The organism is Erythrobacter litoralis (genome assembly GCF_029760855.1).
Classification (GTDB): Bacteria; Pseudomonadota; Alphaproteobacteria; order Sphingomonadales; family Sphingomonadaceae; genus Qipengyuania; species Qipengyuania litoralis_A.
The window spans coordinates 1-20235 of record NZ_SOSI01000005.1 but is presented as its reverse complement, the minus strand read 5'-3'; the positions used below and the strand labels follow the sequence as shown (position 1 = coordinate 20235).

General features: G+C 60.4%; 20 protein-coding genes. 9 read left to right on the top strand and 11 right to left on the bottom strand.

Annotation, left to right across the window (positions count from 1 at the left end; genetic code table 11):
• The first annotated feature begins 14 nt into the window (after positions 1-14).
• Positions 15-1820 carry an acyl-CoA dehydrogenase C-terminal domain-containing protein gene (locus tag E3U23_RS10200; protein ID WP_279351157.1) on the top strand — a complete coding sequence of 602 codons (1806 nt, stop codon included), beginning with the start codon at positions 15-17 and terminating at the stop codon, positions 1818-1820.
• 241 nt (positions 1821-2061) lie between these two features.
• The gene (locus tag E3U23_RS10195; RefSeq protein ID WP_279351156.1) at positions 2062-2385 is read left to right on the top strand and encodes a hypothetical protein; all 324 of its coding nucleotides are present in this window, start codon (positions 2062-2064) and stop codon (positions 2383-2385) included.
• 58 nt (positions 2386-2443) lie between these two features.
• On the opposite strand, the gene cysK is transcribed toward E3U23_RS10195, so the two are convergent.
• From cysK to tyrS, 4 genes are all read right to left on the bottom strand, one after another.
• Positions 2444-3364: a cysteine synthase A gene (gene cysK / locus E3U23_RS10190; RefSeq protein ID WP_279351155.1), complete on the bottom strand. Its 921-nt coding sequence runs from the start codon at positions 3362-3364 to the stop codon at positions 2444-2446.
• Complete coding sequence (locus E3U23_RS10185) at positions 3361-4689, bottom strand: MFS transporter (protein ID WP_279351154.1); 1329 nt, start codon at positions 4687-4689, stop codon at positions 3361-3363. The genes cysK and E3U23_RS10185 overlap by 4 nt, the downstream gene beginning before the upstream one ends.
• Positions 4690-4755: 66 nt before the next feature.
• Positions 4756-5094, bottom strand: a complete 339-nt coding sequence (locus E3U23_RS10180; protein WP_279351153.1) for a PilZ domain-containing protein — start codon at positions 5092-5094, stop codon at positions 4756-4758.
• Positions 5095-5201: 107 nt separating this feature from the next.
• The gene (gene tyrS / locus E3U23_RS10175; protein WP_279351152.1) at positions 5202-6431 is read right to left on the bottom strand and encodes a tyrosine--tRNA ligase; all 1230 of its coding nucleotides are present in this window, start codon (positions 6429-6431) and stop codon (positions 5202-5204) included.
• 32 nt (positions 6432-6463) lie between these two features.
• Between tyrS and E3U23_RS10170 the strand changes: the two genes are divergently transcribed.
• Positions 6464-7012, top strand: coding sequence for a DOMON-like domain-containing protein (locus E3U23_RS10170; protein WP_279351151.1), 549 nt, complete (start codon positions 6464-6466; stop codon positions 7010-7012).
• A complete protein-coding gene (locus E3U23_RS10165) occupies positions 7009-8211 on the top strand; it encodes an exo-beta-N-acetylmuramidase NamZ family protein (protein ID WP_279351150.1) in 1203 nt (400 codons plus the stop codon). Before E3U23_RS10170 ends, E3U23_RS10165 begins: the two co-directional genes overlap by 4 nt.
• Before the next feature lie 9 nt (positions 8212-8220).
• Here E3U23_RS10165 and E3U23_RS10160 read toward each other — a convergent pair whose 3' ends face one another.
• The 3 genes from E3U23_RS10160 to E3U23_RS10150 form a co-directional block, all read right to left on the bottom strand.
• The gene (locus E3U23_RS10160; RefSeq protein ID WP_279351149.1) at positions 8221-8442 is read right to left on the bottom strand and encodes a hypothetical protein; all 222 of its coding nucleotides are present in this window, start codon (positions 8440-8442) and stop codon (positions 8221-8223) included.
• A 150-nt stretch (positions 8443-8592) separates the two neighbouring features.
• The gene (locus tag E3U23_RS10155; RefSeq protein WP_279351148.1) at positions 8593-9465 is read right to left on the bottom strand and encodes a DUF817 domain-containing protein; all 873 of its coding nucleotides are present in this window, start codon (positions 9463-9465) and stop codon (positions 8593-8595) included.
• Positions 9462-10643 carry a vWA domain-containing protein gene (locus E3U23_RS10150; protein ID WP_279351147.1) on the bottom strand — a complete coding sequence of 394 codons (1182 nt, stop codon included), beginning with the start codon at positions 10641-10643 and terminating at the stop codon, positions 9462-9464. Before E3U23_RS10150 ends, E3U23_RS10155 begins: the two co-directional genes overlap by 4 nt.
• A 129-nt stretch (positions 10644-10772) precedes the next feature.
• Here E3U23_RS10150 and E3U23_RS10145 point away from each other — a divergent pair, with 129 nt between their 5' ends.
• Positions 10773-12173, top strand: a complete 1401-nt coding sequence (locus tag E3U23_RS10145; protein ID WP_279351146.1) for a methyl-accepting chemotaxis protein — start codon at positions 10773-10775, stop codon at positions 12171-12173.
• Positions 12174-12183: 10 nt separating this feature from the next.
• Here E3U23_RS10145 and E3U23_RS10140 read toward each other — a convergent pair whose 3' ends face one another.
• Positions 12184-13038 carry an AAA family ATPase gene (locus E3U23_RS10140; RefSeq protein ID WP_279351145.1) on the bottom strand — a complete coding sequence of 285 codons (855 nt, stop codon included), beginning with the start codon at positions 13036-13038 and terminating at the stop codon, positions 12184-12186.
• Between the two features lie 87 nt (positions 13039-13125).
• On the opposite strand from E3U23_RS10140, the gene E3U23_RS10135 reads away from it, so the two are divergent.
• Positions 13126-14349, top strand: coding sequence for a bifunctional alpha/beta hydrolase/OsmC family protein (locus E3U23_RS10135; protein WP_279351144.1), 1224 nt, complete (start codon positions 13126-13128; stop codon positions 14347-14349).
• Here the strand turns inward: E3U23_RS10135 and E3U23_RS10130 are convergent.
• The 3 genes from E3U23_RS10130 to E3U23_RS10120 all read right to left on the bottom strand — a co-directional run bounded on the left by E3U23_RS10130 (position 14346) and on the right by E3U23_RS10120 (position 17916).
• Positions 14346-14720 carry a hypothetical protein gene (locus tag E3U23_RS10130; RefSeq protein WP_279351143.1) on the bottom strand — a complete coding sequence of 125 codons (375 nt, stop codon included), beginning with the start codon at positions 14718-14720 and terminating at the stop codon, positions 14346-14348. The genes E3U23_RS10135 and E3U23_RS10130 overlap by 4 nt on opposite strands.
• Positions 14713-16689: a DNA topoisomerase IV subunit B gene (gene parE, locus E3U23_RS10125; RefSeq protein ID WP_279351142.1), complete on the bottom strand. Its 1977-nt coding sequence runs from the start codon at positions 16687-16689 to the stop codon at positions 14713-14715. Before parE ends, E3U23_RS10130 begins: the two co-directional genes overlap by 8 nt.
• Before the next feature lie 63 nt (positions 16690-16752).
• A complete protein-coding gene (locus E3U23_RS10120; RefSeq protein WP_279351141.1) occupies positions 16753-17916 on the bottom strand; it encodes a penicillin-binding protein activator in 1164 nt (387 codons plus the stop codon).
• Positions 17917-17953: 37 nt separating this feature from the next.
• On the opposite strand from E3U23_RS10120, the gene rsmI reads away from it, so the two are divergent.
• Genes rsmI through gshB form a run of 3 tightly spaced genes read left to right on the top strand, consistent with a single transcriptional unit; the run spans position 17954 to position 20134 of the window.
• Complete coding sequence (gene rsmI / locus E3U23_RS10115) at positions 17954-18808, top strand: 16S rRNA (cytidine(1402)-2'-O)-methyltransferase (RefSeq protein WP_279351140.1); 855 nt, start codon at positions 17954-17956, stop codon at positions 18806-18808.
• Positions 18805-19155 (top strand): YraN family protein, encoded by a 351-nt coding sequence (locus E3U23_RS10110; protein ID WP_279351139.1) that lies wholly within the window; start codon positions 18805-18807, stop codon positions 19153-19155. The genes rsmI and E3U23_RS10110 overlap by 4 nt, the downstream gene beginning before the upstream one ends.
• Before the next feature lie 10 nt (positions 19156-19165).
• Entirely contained in the window at positions 19166-20134 is a 969-nt protein-coding gene (gene gshB, locus E3U23_RS10105) for a glutathione synthase (protein ID WP_279351138.1), read from the top strand.
• The last annotated feature ends 101 nt before the right edge of the window (positions 20135-20235 follow it).

The window sequence follows — 20235 nt, the reverse complement described above, 5'->3', positions numbered from 1 at the left end:
TCTGAGGAATACCGATGCCCACTTATACCGCCCCCGCGCGCGACGCGCGTTTCATCATCAACGAAATGCTCGATCTCGCGAGCTACGGCAATCTGCCCGGCTTCGAGATGGCGACGCCCGACGTCGTCGATGCCGTTATCAGCGAAGGCGGTAAGTTCTCCGCGGAAGTTCTCGCGCCGCTCAACCGTATTGGTGACGAGGAAGGCTGCACGCGCCATGAAGATGGATCGGTGACCACGCCGAAAGGGTTCAAGGAGGCATTCGACCAGTTCCGCGAGGCGGGCTGGGGGACTGTCGCCCATCCGGAAGAATTCGGCGGGCAGGGTATGCCGCACGTCCTGGGTTTCGCGCTAGAGGAATTTATCTCCAGCGCCAACCAGGCCTTCGGCATGTATCCCGGCCTGACCAACGGTGCCGTCTCCGCGCTGATCGCGCAGGGCTCGCAGGAGCAGAAGGAGAAATATCTTCCCAAGATGATCTCCAACGAATGGACCGGCACGATGAACCTGACGGAGCCGCATTGTGGCACTGATCTCGGCATGATCCGGACCAAGGCCGTGCCGAACGACGACGGGTCGTACGCGATCACCGGCACCAAGATCTTCATTTCCGCCGGCGAGCACGATATGGCGGACAATATCATTCATCTCGTTCTGGCCAAAACGCCGGGTGCGCCAGACAGCACGAAAGGCATCTCCCTTTTCGTGGTGCCGAAATTCATCGTGGAAGATGACGGCTCGCTCGGCGAGCGTAACGGTGTGACCTGTGGCTCGATCGAGGAGAAGATGGGCATTCACGGCAATGCTACCTGCGTCCTCAATTACGACGGCGCGAAGGGCTGGATGGTCGGCGAGGAGAACAAGGGTCTCAAAGCCATGTTCATCATGATGAACGCTGCCCGCCTCGGCGTCGGCATTCAGGGCTTGAGCCAGGCTGAGGTCGCTTACCAGAACGGCGTCACTTATGCGCTCGATCGGCGGCAGGGCAGGGCGCTTACCGGTCCGTCCGAACCCGAGGCGCAAGCCGATCCGATCTTTGTTCACCCGGATGTGCGCCGCATGTTGATGGATGCCAAGGCGTTCACCGAAGGGATGCGTGCCTTTTGCCTATGGGGTGCCCTGCTGGTCGACTTGACGCACAAGGCGCAGACCGAGGAAGAGCGGCAGGAAGCCGATGCGCTGATCGGGCTGATGACCCCGGTCATCAAAGGCTACGGTACCGACAAGGGCTACGAAATCGCGACCAACATGCAGCAGGTCTATGGTGGCCACGGCTACATCGAGGAGTGGGGCATGAGCCAGTTCGTCCGCGATGCCCGGATCGCGCAGATCTACGAAGGTACGAACGGCGTGCAGGCGATGGACCTGTGCGGCCGCAAGCTCGCGCAGAACGGTGGCGCGGCAATCCAGGCGTTCTTCAAGCTGATCGGCGAGGAAATTGCCGCAGCGAAGGATGTAGACGGTCTCGGCGATATGGCGGGCAAGCTCGAAAAGGCACTCGGTGAGCAGCAGGCGGCAACCATGTGGTTCATGCAGAACGCGATGCAGAACCCCAACCACCTCGGTGCTGGCGCGCATCACTATATGCACATGATGGGCATTGTGACGCTTGGCTTGATGTGGCTGCGCATGGCGAAGACTGCGACCGAGCGTCTTGCTTCAGGCAGCGAAGACAAGGCGTTCTACGAAGGCAAGCTGGCAACCGCGCGCTATTACATGGATCGCTATCTTCCCGACGCGGGCGCCTTGCGGCGCAAGATCGAATCGGGCAGCGACAGCCTGATGGCGCTTGGCGAAGAGGCTTTTGCGACCGCTGCGTAAGCAGCATGGGACCAACCGAGACGGTGGTGAGGCGGGCGAGTTGCAAAACTCGCCTTGCCTTCTTTAAGTCGCATTTCAACTTTTTCGGTCTGCCCCGATACCTCCGTCGGCCCCATGTTCCTGATCAAGCAGGGACATACGGAGTATCACTATGCAGTATCACCTAACTAGCCTCGTAGCTTCCAGCGTCCTAATTAGTGTAGCTTTTGCCTTACCGGCTCAGGCTGACGCGCAGGCGGCTATGCAGCAATCGCCGCAGGATACGGCGCCTGACGCATCCATGACGCCTGTTCCTACGGCTCCACCGACTACTACGCCGGAGCCGGGAACGCCGATGACGCAAGAGCCGAGCGCTACACCGTCCGCCCTTCCTTCTCCGACGTTGGATACCGATGACGACGGAACACCGGATGCTTGGGACCAAGACGGAGACGGTGCGGCAGACGTGTGGGACAAGGACGGTGACGGTCAGCCGGATGCATTGGATAGCGACGGCGATGGGATGCCTGATCAGTACCGCTCCGGTTATGAACCGGAAGCGCAAGAGCCCGTAGAGCCACGCTAATTTATTGAGAAACTTCTGAGAGGATTGCCGGAGGCGTTATCACGCCTCCGGCATTTTATTAGTTCTCGGGCAGAAAATCCGGCACCGAAAGATAGCGTTCCCCGGTGTCGTAATTGAAACCGAGAATTCGGCTCCCGCTGTCGAGTTCGGGCAGTTTCTGCTTGATCGCTGCCAGGGTCGCGCCGCTTGAAATGCCGACGAGCAGGCCCTCCTTCGCAGCCGACTGGCGCGCCATCTCTTTCGCATCCTCCGGATCGACCTGGATCGCTCCATCGATCGACTGGGTGTGCAGATTTTCAGGAATGAAGCCCGCTCCTATGCCTTGAATCGGGTGTGGTCCCGGTTCGCCTCCGCTGATGACCGGTGAACCCTTCGGCTCGACGGCAAAGGCTTTCATCTTCGGCCAGGTTTTCTTCAATTCTTCCGCGCAGCCGGTGATGTGCCCGCCAGTGCCAACCCCGGTAATCATCGCATCGATGGGAGCGTCGCGGAAATCTTCGAGAATTTCTTGCGAGGTCGTGAGGACATGGACCTTCCAGTTGGACTCGTTGTCGAACTGGCTGGGAATCCACGCGTTTTCGGTTTCGCCGGCAAGTTCCTGCGCGCGCTCGATCGCGCCCTTCATGCCGCCTTCTTTAGGCGTAAGGTCGAAGCTCGCACCATAGGCTAGCATCAGGCGGCGGCGCTCGATGCTCATGCTTTCCGGCATGACGAGGATCAGTTTGTAGCCCTTGACCGCGGCAACCATTGCGAGGCCGACGCCGGTATTGCCGCTCGTTGGTTCGATGATCGTACCACCGGGCTTCAGGGTGCCGTCCTTCTCCGCATCCTCGACCATGGCGAGGGCAATGCGGTCCTTGATCGAGCCGCCGGGGTTTGCGCGTTCGGACTTCACCCAGACTTCGTGATCCGGGAACAAGCGGGAGAGACGGATGTGCGGGGTTCCGCCGATGGTGGCGAGAACGGAATCGGCTTTCATGGTATGCGCTCCTGGAGCTTTTCTTCGGGTATCTCTTCTCTCAATTCATCGGGCGGATCAAAGGTCCGAGTGGTGCGCAAAACCGGAAAGATGCGGCTCCACAGGGCGACGGTCGCGATTGCACCCGCACCGCCAACAATGACCGCCATGGCCGGGCCGAGGATACTGGCGAGAAAACCGGAAAAGGCATCGCCACCCTCATTGGAGGCGCTGATGGTAAGCAGGCTGGCTGAGGAGACACGGCCCCGCTTCTCGTCCGGCGTATGCAGCTGGATGAGCGATTGGCGAATATAGACCGAGAACATGTCTGCCGCGCCGACGACAAACAGCGCGGCAAGGCTGATCGGCATGGAACGCGAAAAACCGAAAATGATCGTCGCCACGCCGAATGCGGCGACGGCCCACAGCATTTTCGGTCCGACATTGGTCTTGAGCGGACGGAAGCTGAACCACAGTGCCGTGACCGCAGCCCCGACGGCGGGTGCGGCCGCAAGCTGCGCCAAGCCGGTCTCGCCGACCTCCAAAATGTCATAGGCAAAAGGCGAAAAAAGCGCAGTCGCGCCGGCAAGGAATACCGCCATTAGGTCGAGGGTGATTGCGCCGAGAACCATGCGGTTGCGAAAAACATAGCGCCATCCGTCGATGATCTGCCCGATCGGCCGCTGCGCTCCGGTAATCGGCGAGTGCGGTACCTTACCGATGGTGCTGATGGTCAGAATGCCGACGAGGAAGAGAACGCCTGCAACGGCATAGGGCAGGGCGGGCTGCGCCTCGTAAGCATATCCGCCCAGGGCCGGGCCCACGATCATCCCGGTCTGCCATGCGATCGACGAAAGGGCGATTGCGTTCGGCAGAATGGCTTTCGGCACGAGATTGGGCGCGAGTGCAGACAGTGCCGGCCCGTTGAAGGCACGTACGACGCCCAGCACTACTGCGACGGAGAACAGCCAGACGAGCGTGATCGCTCCGGTGTATGTCGCATAGGCGAGAGCGGCGGCACACAGGAACTGCAACGCGATGGTCAGCCGCGCGACCGTTTTGCGATCGAACCGATCTGCGACCAGCCCCGAAAACGGGGAAAGCACGAATAGCGGCAGGAATTGCAACAGCCCGATAAGGGCAAGCTGACCAGAGGCCGCCAGCTCGTCCATCCCGCTCTGGCGCGAGAGTGTGTAGGTCTGCCAGCTGATGATCAGCATCATCGCATATTGGCCGACCATCATCGTGAACCGCGCAATCAGATACGCGCGGAAGTTGGCGATGCGTAGGGGCGATCCGATTTCTTCGGGCGAGGGTGTTGCGGCGTCTGTCACACGCTCGCGCATGGCAGGCCCGCCTTCGCTTGTGAAGACGGGCGAACTTCGTGTCGCGGTATTAAATCTTCAGCGCGCTCAGCGCATTTTGCGCAGGCGAGGATTGGGCTGAAGCGTATCGATAAGGGCAAGGAAATCGTCGACGCGGATGATGCGTTCGAACTGGAAGCCCGCGCGATTGTCCCGGTTCCAGATGCAATATGCCTCAATCCGGCCGATCACCGGCAGGCGGACGACCACACGCTCACCCCGGGCAATGCCGTCCGCATCGTCGATCATGAAGCCATTGGCTGAGATATTGGCGATATGCATCCGCATGTCGCCCTTGCCGTAATGTTCCGCGATCAATGGGTGATCCACGGGATGACGCGCCATGCGCCGCTGGTCGGTTACGCTCAGTTGTGCTCCAGCACCCATGATCGCGATCCCCTCGATTGATTGCGTTGGATCACGTTGTGCCCGAAAAAGGATGACAAATGGTAAAGCCGCATCCGGTTAATTTCACCGGCGAAGTCCCGAGCAGATTAGGGTTTCAGAATTGCGTGCTTCTTCTTGCCGAGACTTAGCTTTGCCTCGCTACCCTCTGAAACATCTATCAAAAATGCAGGATCGGATACGGTATCGCCATCAAGCTTGACCGCGCCTTCCGCTAACTTGCGCTTCGCTTCCCCATTCGATGCCGTGAAACCGAGTGCGGTGAGAACCGCCCCGATGCGCATGCCTTCGGGGCCGACGGAAAGCCTCGGTAGATCGATGCCCGTGCCGCCTCCGCCAAAGGTCCGGCTGGCGGTATCCTGCGCCGTGCGCGCCGCCTCCTCTCCGCGCACGAGCGCGGTAACTTCGTTGGCAAGCACCGTTTTCGCATCGTTGATCTCTGCGCCCTCGAGCGCGTCCAGACGTTCGATTTCGCCGAGCGGCAAGTCGGTGAACAGCCGAAGAAATCTGCCGACGTCGCGGTCGTCCGTATTGCGCCAGAATTGCCAGAAATCGTAGCTCGGCAATTGCGCTTCATTGAGCCAGACGGCGCCCGAGGCCGTCTTGCCCATCTTCTTACCGTCCGCCGTAGTGAGAAGCGGCGTCGTCAGTCCGAACAGTTCGGCGCCGTCCATCCGCCGGCCGAGCTCCATTCCATTTACGATGTTGCCCCACTGATCGCTGCCGCCCATCTGCAGGCGCACGCCCATTTCTCGCGCCAGATGTCGGAAATCATAGCCTTGCAGGATCATGTAATTGAATTCGAGAAAGGTCATCGGCTGTTCGCGTTCGAGCCGTAGCTTGACCGAATCGAACGTCAGCATTCGGTTGACCGTGAAATGCGGCCCCACATCCTGCAGCAATTCTATGTAACCGAGACTGCCGAGCCAGTCCTGATTATCGACCATCACGGCATCGGTCGGACCGTCGCCGAAGGTCAGCAATCTTTCGAACACTGTGCGAATGCCCGCGATGTTGTCCGCGATCGCCTGATCGGTGAGCATCTGTCGGCTTTCGTCACGTCCGGTCGGATCGCCGATCCGTGTCGTCCCACCGCCCATTAGAACCACTGGCTTGTGCCCGGTCTGTTGAAGCCGGCGAAGCATCATGATCTGTACGAGGCTGCCGACATGAAGGCTTGGCGCGGTCGCGTCGAAGCCGATATATCCGGGGACGATCTGCTTCGCGGCCAAGGCGTCCAGCCCTTCGGCGTCAGTGACCTGATGGATGTAGCCGCGCTCTTCAAGTATGCGCAGGAGATCGGATCGGTGGCTCGTCATGATGAAGCTGCCGCTAGCAGGAAGAGGTGGCCATGCAAACGCACGAACTGACTGCTCATCCGGCTCATCCAACTGTTTCGGTGAGATCGGTGACGGCGAAGGTCGACGCTACCGATCGCTACTGGTTGCGTTTGCGCTGGAGGATCGAAGGAACGCGACAGATCCTCGTGCCATGTTTTGCAGGAAAACGTCGCTTGGACGGGTTGTGGCGTACCACCTGTTTCGAGCTTTTCGTAAGAGCCGAACCACAGGACGGTACGGCTTACTCGGAGTTCAATTTCTCCCCATCCGAAGCTTTCGCGGCCTACGATTTCTCTTCTTATCGTGAGAATGGCCGCGATCGGCATATTACGAGGGCACCGGAGATTTCATGGCGTGGCGGTTCATCCTTCGCGATAATGGATGTCGCGATGCAGAGAGAGGCTCTGCCTAACGGCTCTCTTTGCTTTGGGATGACTGCAGTGATCGAGGAGGAAGGCGGGCAAAAGAGCTACTGGGCGGCGGAACACACTGGCGACGCACCCGATTTCCACGATCCCGCTTGCTTCGCGCAGGCGCTTGCTGCACCCAATCGGCCATGAAATTCGGTATCGATCGCCTGCTCACCGACGAAGCGCTGCGTCGTCCGCTCGAAGGCAAACGGGTCAGCTTGGTCGCGCATCCTGCCTCCGTCACCGCCGGCTTGGACCATTCGCTCGATGCGCTGATCGCGCGCGGCGTCAACGTCACCAGTGCCTTCGGCCCGCAACATGGGCTGAAGGGCGACAAGCAGGACAACATGGTGGAAACCGCGGATGAAACCGATCCGCAATACGGCATTCCCGTTTTCAGTCTTTATGGCGAAGTTCGTCGCCCCAGCGGCCAATCGATGTCCAGCGCTGACGTCTTCCTGTTCGACCTTCAAGATCTTGGCTGCCGCATATACACGTTCGTGACGACCTTGCTCTATCTTCTGGAGGAAGCTGCGAAGTCCGGTAAGGAAGTGTGGGTCTTGGATCGGCCGAACCCGGCGGGTGGACCGGTCGAAGGAACGCTGCTGCGCGAAGGGCAGGAGAGCTTCGTTGGCGCTGCTCCCATGCCCATGCGGCACGGCATGACGATGGGCGAGATGGCGCAGTGGTTCGTGGCCCATTTCAAGCTCGACGTATCGCTCACCGTCATCGAGATGCGGGGGTGGCAGCCTGGTCATGCGCCCGGCTTCGGCTGGCCAGAAGACCGCGTCTGGATCAATCCCAGCCCGAATGCCGCCTCGCTCAATATGGCTCGCGCCTATGCCGGCACGGTGATGCTCGAAGGAACGAACCTATCGGAAGGGCGAGGCACGACGCGGCCGCTGGAAGTGCTGTTCGGCGCGCCGGACATCAATGCGAAAGCGGTTCTAGGCCAAATGGAGCGCATGGCGCCCGCGTGGATGCGCGGCTGTAAACTTCGCGAATGCTTCTTTACGCCGACATTCCACAAGCACGAAGGGGCGCTGTGCAACGGTTTGATGATCCATGCCGAAGGCCCGTTCTACGATCACCACGAATTCCGTCCATGGCGATTGCAGGCTCTAGCCTTCAAGGCGATCCGCGCGCTCTATCCGGAATACGAAATCTGGCGCGATTTTCCGTATGAATACGAGTTCGACCGATTGGCAATCGACGTCATTAATGGCGGTCCGGCGCTGCGTGAGTGGGTGGACGACCGCGAAGCCACGCCCGAAGACTTGGATACCCTCGCCAGCTCCGACGAGGCGCAATGGCGCGGAGAGATCGCGCCGCATCTGATTTACGGCTAGATCGGCATTTCAGTTTGCGGGGATAAGCTCGACGGTCCTGTCGTCGAACTTGGGTAACGGCCGAACGTCCGCCGTATCTTCCTGCATCACCAGCACGTCACAGCCATCGACCTGATGATCGACCGCCGCAATAAGAAGCGCATTGTCGGGCGTTGCGGGTGCATCATTGAGTTCGGGCAGACCGCGTTCTTCGCGAACGTGATGAATACGGTCCTGGCAATTTTCGGGCATTACGCTTTCAATGCCTTCGATAGCGAACGTCGCTCCATCCGAACTAATTTGTTCGTCGTTTTTGTTTTGCGGCTCGATTGCACCGACCGTCAAAAAAGCGCTCGTACAAAGAAAAAGAATTCGCATCGCATCCCTCCCCGCACTCCGGACCTAGCGTAAATTCTTTTCTAGTTCAAACACATCCCTGTCTGGTACGAAGATAGGCGATACCAATGTTACCAGCACAAAGCTGATCAGCATCAATAGATACCAACTGCCGTACTTCGCCAAGCCCACCATTCGCCATCCGCTCTTTTGGTCGGGGTAATTCCACGCATTGGCGAAGGTCGCCAGGTTTTCAGCGAACCAGATGAACAAAGCGACTAGGCCGAAGCCAATCAGCAGGGGCATCCAGCGGTGCGTTTGCCAGTTGCGGAAATAGACGCGCGTTCGCCAGAACAGCAGCGCAGTGCCGAGGAACATGACGTATCGCATGTCTGGCAGCCAGTGATGTGCGAAGAAATTAACGTAAATCGCCGCGGCTAGGATCCACGTCGCCCATCGCGGCGGATAATGCGTGAAGTGGAAGTCGAAGATGCGCCAGACCCGCGCGATGTAGCTTCCGACGCTGGCATACATGAACCCGGAGAACAGCGGTACCGCCCCGATATGCAGCACGCTTGCCTCCGGATAGCCCCAAGATCCGACCGCCGTCTTGAACAGTTCCATCACCGTGCCGACCACGTGGAAGATCAGGATGACCTTTGCTTCGCCCCATGTCTCCAGTCGGAATGAGAGCATGCCGATTTGGATGGCGATAGCAGCGAGGGTGAGGAAATCGTAGCGGTGCAGCGGCGCGTCGTCGGGGTAAAACAAGTGCGTCGCCAGAAGCAGAAGCAGGAGCAGCGCGCCGAAGAGGCAAGCCCAAGCCTGCTTGAATCCAAAGAGCAGAAATTCGTAAAGCCACAACCGCCAGCCGGGTCCAGGATCGAATGCTTCGAGCCGCCGACGGAATTGGGCAAAGCGGGAGTGGGGTCGGCTCACCCCTGCTTCCGGCTAAGCTCCCGCATCGCGTCGTCCAAACCGTCCAAGGTAAGCGGGTACATCCGGTCGTTGACCAGATGCTTGATGACCCGCGTGCTCTGCGAATAGCTCCAGTGTTTTTCGGGCGTCGGGTTCAGCCAGACGGTCGCGGGATAGGTGTTGGTCATGCGCTGCATCCACACGGCCCCGGCTTCCTCGTTCATGTGCTCGACGCTGCCGCCCGGGTGGGTTATCTCGTAGGGGCTCATCGCAGCGTCGCCGACGAACACGACCTTGTAATCGTGCCCGTATTTGTGGAGCACGTCCCAAGTTTTGGTCCGTTCCTGCCAGCGGCGGCGATTGTCCTTCCAAACGCCTTCGTAAAGGCAGTTGTGGAAATAGAAGAATTCGAGGTTCTTGAACTCGCTGGTCGCCGCGCTGAACAGCTCTTCGGTGACCTTGATGAACGGGTCCATCGAGCCGCCGACATCGAGAAACAGCAGCAGCTTGACGGCATTGCGCCGTTCGGGCCGCATGTGAATGTCAAGCCAGCCTTGTTTGGCGGTCCCCTCGATCGTGGCGTCGATGTCGAGCTGGTCAGCCGCGCCTTCCCGCGCGAAACGCCGCAATCGGCGCAGCGCCATCTTGATGTTCCGGGTGCCGAGTTCCTTCGTGTTGTCGAGGTTTTTGAACTCGCGCTTGTCCCACACCTTGATCGCGCGTTTGTGCCGGCTTTCGCCGCCGATCCGCACGCCTTCCGGATTGTAACCCGAATTGCCGAAGGGGGAGGTACCGCCCGTACCGACCCACTTGTTGCCGCCCTGATGGCGCTCCTTCTGCTCTTCGAGCCGCTTCTTGAGCGCCTCCATGATCTCGTCCCAGTCGCCGAGAGATTTGATCTTCTCCATTTCCTCGTCGGACAGAAATTTTTCCGCGACCGCTTTCAGCCAGTCCTCCGGGACATCGACCGGGTTCTGCCCGTAGTCTGAAAAGACGCCCTTGAAGACTTTCTGGAAAACCTGATCGAACCGGTCGAGCAAACCTTCGTCCTTCACGAAGGTCGCGCGGCTGAGATAGTAGAAGGCTTCGGGCGATTGCTCGATCACCTCGCGATCGAGCGCCTCCAGCAAGGTAAGGTGTTCCTTGAAGCTGGCGGATATGCCCGCCTCGCGCAGCTCGTCGACGAAATTGAAGAACATGGCATCTGCCTTAGCGCGAAGAACGCACGAAGCGAAGCCCCACTTGGCGCCGCTGAATTAACGCGCGGATAACCAATCGCCCGTACAGCGCACGCGACAAGAAACGAGAACGAATTCGAGGACATATCGATGGATGCGAGCAAGATCGAGACGACCGGTGCTTCGCCGCTCGATCGCATTCCCGAAAGCTGCGGCAAGGTCACGGTTGGGTGCAGCGATGTCGCCGGCATCGTACAGGCGGTGATCGACAGCTCGGGGGTGTTGCGGGCAGAACATGTCGAATTACAGAGCACGGTTCGCGAACTCGAACAGGATCAGCGCCGGGTTGCCGAAGCGAGCGACGAAGCGCGGCTGCTTTCGGCGCGTGCGATCGAGCGTCTGGGGCAGGGAACGGCGCAGATCCAGTCCTCACTCGCCCAGATTACCGGCCTGCTCGATCTGGTGGGGGCCCTCGCCACCCATGTGACAGGCTTTGCCGCCGCGATGGATCAGGTTAAACGGTGTTCGAAGGACATCGAGCAGATCGCCGAAACCACCAATATTCTTGCGCTTAACGCTACCATCGAGGCGATGCGTGCGGGTGAAGCGGGCAAGACTTTCGCGGTCGTCGCCAACGAGGTCAAGTCGCTCGCTGGAGAAACCCGCAAGGCGACCGATGAGATCGCGACTGTCGTGGGCACGCTCGCGGACGAAGCGACGGTGATGATCGAGCGGATCGAGACCGGCGCACGGGCATCGAACGAGGCGAAAAGCTCTGTCGCCAGCATCGAGACGATGATTGGCGGCGTCACCGAATTGGTCGGCGAGGTCGACAACCAGAACGAACAGATCGCCAAGGCGACCGGCATGATGACGGGAAATGTGAACCGCATTTCAGACGTCATCGACGACTTCGACAAGGCTGCCACGGTCAACGAGGAGCAACTCGAAAAAGCGCATGTCCGCATTCAGGAGCTCGAACTCACCGCAAGCGAAATGTTCGATTCCATCGTCAAGGCCGGTCTTTCGCCGCAGGACAGCGCCATGGTGGACGAAGCGATTGCGCGGGCCAAGGAAGTAGAGACTCTTGCCGAGCAGGCTTTGGCCAGCGGAGCGCTCAGCCGCGATGCGCTGTTCGATTGTGATTACAGGGTCATTCCGGGCAGCAATCCGCAACGGTTCCGTACGCGCCTGATGGATTGGGCACACGAAAATTGGCGGCCATTATTGGACCGCGCAGAAATTGATATTAGTCCAGTAATGGCAGCCGCCTGCACCGACATGCAGGGCTATCTACCGACGCATCTTTCAAGGCATTCGAGAGAGCCCATTGGCGAAATAACGCACGATACGCAGTTCTGCCGGCACGGTCGCATCATCCTCGATCCGATCGACCAGAAATCGAAGAAGAGCACCATGCCGTACATGATGGCGGTGTATCGACAGGAGGGGGACGGTCGCAGCTACCGCGTGGTGCGCAACGTCTACGTTCCCGTGGTGATCGACGGTCGTCGCTGGGGCGATTTCGAACTCGCATACAGCTTCGACTGAAGGAGCGATCCTAGGTCTGGCGGCGCGCCATGAAGGCAAGCCGCTCGAACATCATCACATCCTGTTCGTTCTTGAGCAGTGCGCCATGGAGCGGGGGGATCGCGCTGTTGGGATTGCTGTCCTGCAACACTTCCAGCGGCATGTCCTCGTTGAGCAGCAGCTTCAGCCAGTCAAGCAACTCGCTCGTACTCGGTTTCTTCTTGAGGCCCGGCACTTCGCGCAATTCGTAGAACATATCCATCGCCTTGGAGACGAGGGTCTTCTGGATATTGGGAAAATGCACGTCGATGATGTCGCGCATCGTCTCGCGGTCGGGAAACTTGATGTAATGAAAGAAACAGCGGCGCAGGAACGCATCCGGCAGTTCCTTCTCGTTGTTCGAGGTGATGACAACAATAGGCCGTTCCTTTGCCTCGATCCGCTCGTGCGTTTCGTAAACGTCGAAGCTCATCCGGTCGAGTTCCTGCAGGAGATCGTTCGGAAACTCGATGTCGGCCTTGTCGATCTCGTCGATCAGGAGGACCGGCAATTCGGGGGAGGTGAAAGCCTCCCACAATTTGCCCCGCTTGATGTAATTCGAAATATCGTGGACGCGCTCGTCGCCAAGCTGCCCGTCGCGCAAACGGGCGACCGCATCGTATTCGTACAGGCCTTGCTGCGCTTTAGTGGTGGACTTCACGTTCCATTCGATCAGTGGAGCATCGAGAGCCTTGGATATCTCGTGCGCCAGCACGGTCTTCCCGGTTCCTGGTTCGCCCTTCACCAAAAGCGGCCTGCGCAAGGTGACGGCGGCATTTACCGCAACCTTCAGGTCCTCGGTCGCGATATAGGATTGCGTGCCCTCGAAACGGGTTTGGTCGGTCATCTGTCTGTCCTGTCTGCTTTACGTAAGCGTTAGGCGGCGGGACCGCTCGGGGCAAGGGGGCGTTACGGTACCGACAGGAGAAACCCAATGCCCACCGAAAGCCTGACCATCCCGACGACGCGGGGTTACGACCTTGCCGGAAGTATCGAATTGCCGACCGGCCTAGTACGCGGTGCCGCGCTGTTCGCGCATTGCTTTACCTGCACGAAGCAAAGCCTCGCGGCCGTTGCCGTGACGCGGGCCCTGGCGCGGCACGGCATCGCCTGTCTGCGGGTGGATTTCACAGGCCTCGGCGGTAGCGGCGGCGATTTCGGGCGGGCTGGGTTCGCAAGCGATGTCGAGGATCTGATCGACAGCGCGGCCTATCTGGTCGAACGGTTCGGGCAAGGCATCATGCTTGTTGGTCACAGCCTTGGCGGGGCGGCGGTGCTTGCCGCCGGCGACATGCTGCCGAAGGGCGACGTCGCCGCGATTGCGACTATTGGCGCGCCAGCGGATGTCCCCCATGTCTTGGGCAATGTGAAAGGCGATCTCGCCGCCATCGAACGCGATGGACAGGGGGAGGTGACGATAGCCGGACGCAGTTTCACATTGAGCCGCGCATTTCTCGACAAGACGCGAAGCATCGACCTGCTGCTCGAAGTCTCGGACCTGCGCATACCGCTGTTGTTCTGCCACTCCCCGACGGACGAGGTCGTCGGCGTCGAAAATGCCGGCAAACTGTTCGAGGCGGCGAAGCATCCGAAAAGCTTTGTAAGCCTTGCCGGCGCCGATCATCTCCTTACCGATACCGATGATGCGAACTTCGCTGCCGACATCATCGCAAGTTGGGGCCATCGCTACATCCCGATGGAGCGCGACTGGCCCATGCCGGACGACGGTATCGTGGCGGTGACGGGCAACGGCAAGTTCGGCACGGAGGTTCACACGAAAAGCCACCGTTTCCTTGTCGACGAGCCGCGCGATTACGGCGGCGACGATACCGGACCGACGCCGTACGACCTACTCAACGCGGCGCTCGGCACCTGTACCGCTATGACGATAAAAATGTATGCCGACCGGAAGGGTTGGCCGCTGAAGAGCGTGACGGTGAGCGTGCACCACGAACGCGAGCACGCCGACGAGTGCGACCACGTCGAAGCGATGGAGCAAGGTCGGAAGCTACAGGCCCTGCATCGTTCGATCGCGATGACGGGCGATCTCGACCGTAACCAACGCGACAAGCTTTCCGAAATTGCCGACAAATGCCCGGTGCACCGGACACTGGAAGGCGAACTACATGTCCATACTAATGGCGAGGATGCCGCCTAAGCGAGAAGCCCTAGGACGGAGACGCCGGTAAAGAAAACCAGCATCAATGCCAAAGCGATACGCCAGCCTAGCGCCGCCCGCGCCATGCCCCGTTCCATCGTAATGTGCCAGATGAAGCCGCTTGCCAATAGACATAGGCCGATAGCGAACCAGCGGGAAAAGCCGATCCCGGTCGTCACGATCGCCAAAACCGGTTGCAGGATGACCTGCAGGACCAGCGCACCGGCGAACCAGGCGATGGGGATCGGGCGATAGGCGGCGTCGGAGACGTACCAGTCAGGCAGCGCGGTGTCCGTACGTGCGATGCGCCGGTCGCCCGCCATCACATCGTCTTCATCATCCGGATCGCTTCGCCCGAAATCGTCAGGCATCGATCATGTCGCGTTCCAGATCGCCGGCGCGGTTCTGGATGAAATTGAAGCGATGCTCGGGATTGCGGCCCATCAGCTGGTCGACCAGTTCCTTCACCACCGCCCGCTGCTCAAATTCCTGCGGCAGCGTGATGCGGATCAGGCTGCGGCTGTCGGGCGCCATCGTGGTTTCGCGAAGCTGCGACGGGTTCATCTCGCCAAGCCCCTTGAACCGGCCGACATCGACTTTCTTGCCTTTGAATACAGTCGCTTCCAGCTCCGCGCGATGTTCATCGTCGCGGGCATAGCGGCTCTCCTTGCCCGCCGTCAGCCGATATAGCGGCGGCTGTGCGAGGAAGAGATGACCCTTGCGCACGATATCGGGCATTTCCTGAAAGAAGAACGTCATGAGCAGCGTTGCGATATGCGCGCCGTCAACATCGGCATCCGTCATGATGATTATGCGATCGTAACGCAGGTTTTCCGCATCGCATTCCTTGCGCGTGCCGCATCCCATGGCGAGAACGAGGTCAGCGATTTCGCTGTTTGCGCGGATCTTGTCGGCGCTTGCGGAGGCTACGTTGAGGATCTTGCCGCGGATCGGAAGGATCGCCTGCGTCTTGCGGTCGCGCGCCTGTTTTGCGCTGCCGCCGGCGCTGTCGCCTTCGACGATGAAAAGTTCGGTCTCGCCGCCAGTTTCTCCGCTGCAATCGGTGAGTTTGCCGGGCAGGCGCAGTTTCTTCGCATTGGTCGCGGTCTTGCGCTTGATTTCGCGTTCCTGCTTCCTTCGCAGGCGCTCGTCCATTCGCTCCATCACCTGACCGAGCAAGGCCTTGCCGCGGTCCATGTTGTCGGCGAGGAAATGGTCGAAATGATCGCGCATGGCGGTCTCGACCAGTTTGGCGGCCTCGGGCGAGGTCAGGCGATCCTTGGTCTGGCTCTGGAATTGCGGCTCGCGAATGAAGACGCTGAGCATGACCTCGGCGCCGTTCATCACGTCGTCTGCCGTGATGTCCTTCGCCTTTTTGACGCCGGTAAGATCGCCGAATGCGCGCAACCCCTTGGTAAGTGCAGCGCGAAGACCCTGTTCGTGCGTGCCACCGTCGGGCGTGGGTACAGTGTTGCAATACCAGCTTGTCGAGCCATCGGAAAAAAGCGGCCAGGCGATCGCCCATTCGACGCGGCCCTGTTCCTCGGCGAAGTCCTGAGAACCTGCAAAGGGTTGGGCAGTCACGCATTCGCGGCCGCCGATCTGCTCGGCAAGGTGATCGGCGAGACCGCCGGGAAATTTGAAGACCGCCTCTTGCGGCACATCTTCGCTCGCCAGTTTTTCCGCGCATTTCCAGCGGATTTCGACGCCGGCGAACAGATAGGCCTTGGAGCGAACGAGCTTGAACAACCGCTTGGGGCTGAACTTGCGTTCGCCGAATATTTCGGGATCGGGGGTAAAGGTGACGGTCGTACCGCGGCGGTTCGGCGTCGGCCCTAGTTCCTCGATGCCGCCGAGCGGCTGCCCCTTGGAAAATTCCTGCGCGTATAGCTGCTTGTCCCGCGCCACTTCGATTCGGGTGTGGCTGGAAAGCGCATTCACTACGCTGACGCCGACCCCATGAAGCCCGCCACTGGTGGCATAGGCCTTGCCCGAAAACTTGCCGCCCGAATGCAGGGTGGTGAGAATGACTTCGAGGGTGGACTTACCAGGGTATTTCGGATGCTCGCCCGTCGGAATGCCGCGCCCGTTATCGGCGATGGTGACGGTGTTACCGTCTTCCACGCGGACCTCGATCCGGCTCGCATGCCCGGCAACCGCCTCGTCCATCGCATTGTCGAGCACCTCGGCAACGAGGTGGTGCAGCGCCCGCTCGTCCGTTCCGCCGATATACATGCCCGGGCGGCGGCGGACCGGTTCGAGACCTTCCAGCACCTCGATCGAGGAAGCGTCGTAATCGCCGCTTGAGGTTGGGGTGTTTTCGAACAGGTCGTCGGACATGGCTGCAAGCTATATCGCGCCCGACTCACCGGTTACAAGGCAGGCGGCAAGGTTATCCGCCTGTCAGAACCCGGCCGGCGCTTCGGACACGATCGCAATTCGACCGTCGCGGATTTGTCGAACTTCCAATGCGCGTTCTACCACGCCGTCGCGTTGGAAGCGGAACGGCCCGTCGACGCCGGTAAAGCCGCCGCTTTGCCTGAGCTGGCTCGTAGGGAAATCTTCGCCCACATCCCAGTCGCGCGCGATGTTTAGGGTGAGGAGCACCGCATCGTAGCCAAGCGTCGCGATGCGATAGGGCTTGCTGCCGAAGCGTGCCTCGTAGCTGGTTACGAAACCGCCATATAATTTGTCGGACACTGCGGAAAACAGGGCGCCGTTCAGCGCGGACGCGCGCAGGATCGAATTCTCGCCGCTCCACAATTCGGTGCCGATGATCTGCAGGTTGCCGCGCCCGTTGGGCTTGACCGTACCGGCTGCCTGCGCGGACAGGCGCGCCCCGTCGGCAAGCAACACGCCCCCGAGGCCGTCGCGAGCGCGGACCCGCTCCGCCGCACTGACGACCGAGGTATTGCTGCGGGCATAGCGCTCTGTGAGGATGACGTTCCCGCCATATTCGCGCGTCGCGTCGATCGCGGCCTTCTGCGCGCGGTCGCCGTACTCGCCGCTCGGCGCGAGGACCGCGAAGCTCTCCACTCCTCTAACGCGCACATAGCGCATGGAACGCATGACCGATTGCTCGGGAATGACGCCCATCACGAACACGTTCGGTCCGGCGACACCCGTATCGTTCGAAAAGCTGATGATCGGAACGTCGGCTGGGCCGGCTTCCGCCTCTACCGATATCGCATTGCTGCCCAGTAGTGGTCCGAGGATCAGTTTATTGCCGTCCGCGATAGCCTGCCGCGCCGCTTCCTGCGGACCGCGCGCCGTATCGTAAGTGGTGATCCGCAGGTTCTGCGCGTTCGTGTCGAGGATCGCCATCGTGGTCGCATTGGAGATGGACTGGCCGACCGCGCCGTTTTTACCGGACAGCGGAACCAGCAGTGCGACGCGGTGACGCGTATCGTCCTGGGGCAAGGCCGTCGCGCTCGGCTCCGTCGTCGGCGAGGGCGATGGCGGCCGGGTCTGCGTCTGCGGCGCTTTGGGAATGATCGAGCATCCCGTCAGCAATGCCGCCGCCGTCACTGCCATCACTCCGCGCCGGTCGATACTCGAACGCACCATCTTGCCGCACCCCTCGTTCTTGGTTCATTGGGGGAGGGTGAGCGACCACCCGCCTTCCACGCAAGACCCTCTTTTACCCGGTCTTTACATTGTCGCCACCCCTATCGGGAATCTCGGCGACATCACCCTTCGCGCGGTCGACATCCTGAAACGCTGCGACGGCGTGGCGTGCGAGGATACGCGGGTGACCGGCAAGCTGCTCAAACATCTCGGTATCTCGAAGCCCCTCTGGCGTTACGACGATCACAGCGAGCATCGCGACCGGGCGAGACTGGTCGAATCTATGCACCACCGGGCTGTGGCCTTGGTCAGCGATGCGGGCACGCCGCTGGTGTCTGATCCCGGATTCCGCCTGATCAACGATTGCCGTGACGAAGGCATACCGGTCATCAGCCTGCCAGGGCCCTGCGCCGCCATCACGGGTCTGACCCTCTCCGGCCTGCCGAACGACCGGTTCCTGTTCGCCGGCTTTCTGCCGGTAAAGGACAAGGCACGGCGCGATGTGCTTGCAGGGCTAGAAACAATCGATGCGACGCTGATCTTCTATGAAACGGCACCGCGCTTACTAAAGGCCCTCGCGGCGATCGGTACAGTTCTGCCTGATAGGGAAATCGCGGTAGCGCGCGAATTGACAAAACTGCACGAGGAATGCCGCCGCGGTCTCTCGCATGGCCTGATCGCTTATTACGAAGCGAATCCGCCCAAGGGTGAAATCGTGCTGTTGGTCGGGCCGCCGGGTGCGGCACACATTTCTGCCGACGATGCCGACGATCTGTTGCGCGACGCACTTGGTTCGATGAAAACGTCGCAAGCGGCGGCCGCCGTTGCCAAAGCCACGGGCCTCGATCGCAAGGCGCTGTATGTCCGCGCGATGGAACTCAAGGGGCAGTGAAGCGGCAGGTTGCAGAACGTAGCGGTCGCGATGCCGAAAACCGCGCAGCGCACTGGCTCGAGGAACGGGGCTGGTCCATATTGGCGCGGCGTTTAAAGACCAAGGCCGGGGAGATCGACCTCGTCGCTCGCCGCGAAACCCTGGTGGCCTTCGTCGAAGTCAAATGGCGTCTGCGCGCCGCCGATCTCGATTGTGCAATCGACGAACGACGCCTCGCTCGCGTCGCCGCGGCTGCTGAGGCCGTGGCACAAGAATATCTCGTATCCGGTGACGACATGCAGATCGACGTGATCCTGCTTGCGCCCGGCATCCCGCCTCGCCACATCGCTAACGCCTGGCAGCCCTGAGGAATTTTGCATGACATTGCGCGTCGCCATCCAGATGGACCCGCTCGAACATATCAATATCGCCGGCGACAGCTCGTTCGCGCTTATGCTGTCCGCACAGGAGCGGGGGCACGAAATCTGGCATTATGATGTCGGCTCGCTTGCCTATGAGGGCGATGGGACGAAGCACGACAAAATCACTGCGCACGCCGCACCGGTCACGGTCCGGCGAATCGAAGGCGATCACTTCTCCATCGGTGAGCGGCGGCAGTTAAATCTGGCGCATGATATCGACGTCGTACTGATGCGGCAGGATCCGCCGTTCCATCTCGGCTATATCAGCGCGGCGTTCCTGCTCGACCGGTTGAAGGGTACGACCTTGGTCGTCAACGATCCGCGCGAAGTCGTGAACGCGCCGGAAAAGATGTTCGTGCTGGACTATGCGCAGTTCATGCCGCCGACGCTCGTGGCGAGAAAGCTCAGCGATCTGCGCGACTTCCAGAAAAAGCATGGATCGGTTGTCGTGAAACCGCTTCACGGCAATGGCGGCAAGGCGATCTTTCGCCTCGCCGAAGACGGCACGAATCTTTCCGCGTTAAGCGAGGTGTTCGACAAGACCTGGCCTGAACCGCACATGGTGCAGCCTTTCCTTCCCGAGGTCAGCGAGGGCGACAAGCGGATCGTGCTGGTGGACGGCGAGTTTGCAGGCGCGATCAATCGCTTCCCGGGTGAAGGTGAGTTCCGCTCGAACCTGGCGCAAGGCGGCCATGCGGAGGCGGCGACGCTAACCGCGCGAGAGGAAGAGATCTGCGCGGTGATGGCCCCGGAGCTGAAACGGCGCGGTCTCGTCTTCGTCGGGATCGACGTAATCGGCGGCAAATGGTTGACCGAAATCAACGTGACCAGCCCCACAGGCATCGTTGCCATCGACAAGTTCAACGGCACCGATACCGCCGGGCGTATCTGGGACGCTATCGAACGCAGGCACGCGAACCTCTGACTGTCCTGCGCGTTGGGCAGTCGTGAACGCACTCATTCTCAATGCGATCCAGGCGGGCGGATATTTTTGGGTGGGCGGGCGCGGCGCCAGGACCGCCCCCC

Excerpts from the sequence above, each read along its gene's own strand:
- E3U23_RS10200 (WP_279351157.1), top strand. The coding sequence starts at position 15 with ATGCCCACTTATACCGCCCCCGCGCGCGACGCGCGTTTCATCATCAAC.
- E3U23_RS10195 (WP_279351156.1), top strand. The coding sequence starts at position 2,062 with ATGCAGCAATCGCCGCAGGATACGGCGCCTGACGCATCCATGACGCCT.
- cysK (WP_279351155.1), bottom strand. The coding sequence starts at position 3,364 with ATGAAAGCCGATTCCGTTCTCGCCACCATCGGCGGAACCCCGCACATC.
- E3U23_RS10185 (WP_279351154.1), bottom strand. The coding sequence starts at position 4,689 with ATGCGCGAGCGTGTGACAGACGCCGCAACACCCTCGCCCGAAGAAATC.
- E3U23_RS10180 (WP_279351153.1), bottom strand. The coding sequence starts at position 5,094 with ATGGGTGCTGGAGCACAACTGAGCGTAACCGACCAGCGGCGCATGGCG.
- tyrS (WP_279351152.1), bottom strand. The coding sequence starts at position 6,431 with ATGACGAGCCACCGATCCGATCTCCTGCGCATACTTGAAGAGCGCGGC.
- E3U23_RS10170 (WP_279351151.1), top strand. The coding sequence starts at position 6,464 with ATGCAAACGCACGAACTGACTGCTCATCCGGCTCATCCAACTGTTTCG.
- E3U23_RS10165 (WP_279351150.1), top strand. The coding sequence starts at position 7,009 with ATGAAATTCGGTATCGATCGCCTGCTCACCGACGAAGCGCTGCGTCGT.
- E3U23_RS10160 (WP_279351149.1), bottom strand. The coding sequence starts at position 8,442 with ATGCCCGAAAATTGCCAGGACCGTATTCATCACGTTCGCGAAGAACGC.
- E3U23_RS10150 (WP_279351147.1), bottom strand. The coding sequence starts at position 10,643 with ATGTTCTTCAATTTCGTCGACGAGCTGCGCGAGGCGGGCATATCCGCC.
- E3U23_RS10145 (WP_279351146.1), top strand. The coding sequence starts at position 10,773 with ATGGATGCGAGCAAGATCGAGACGACCGGTGCTTCGCCGCTCGATCGC.
- E3U23_RS10140 (WP_279351145.1), bottom strand. The coding sequence starts at position 13,038 with ATGACCGACCAAACCCGTTTCGAGGGCACGCAATCCTATATCGCGACC.
- E3U23_RS10135 (WP_279351144.1), top strand. The coding sequence starts at position 13,126 with ATGCCCACCGAAAGCCTGACCATCCCGACGACGCGGGGTTACGACCTT.
- E3U23_RS10130 (WP_279351143.1), bottom strand. The coding sequence starts at position 14,720 with ATGCCTGACGATTTCGGGCGAAGCGATCCGGATGATGAAGACGATGTG.
- parE (WP_279351142.1), bottom strand. The coding sequence starts at position 16,689 with ATGTCCGACGACCTGTTCGAAAACACCCCAACCTCAAGCGGCGATTAC.
- E3U23_RS10120 (WP_279351141.1), bottom strand. The coding sequence starts at position 17,916 with ATGGTGCGTTCGAGTATCGACCGGCGCGGAGTGATGGCAGTGACGGCG.
- gshB (WP_279351138.1), top strand. The coding sequence starts at position 19,166 with ATGACATTGCGCGTCGCCATCCAGATGGACCCGCTCGAACATATCAAT.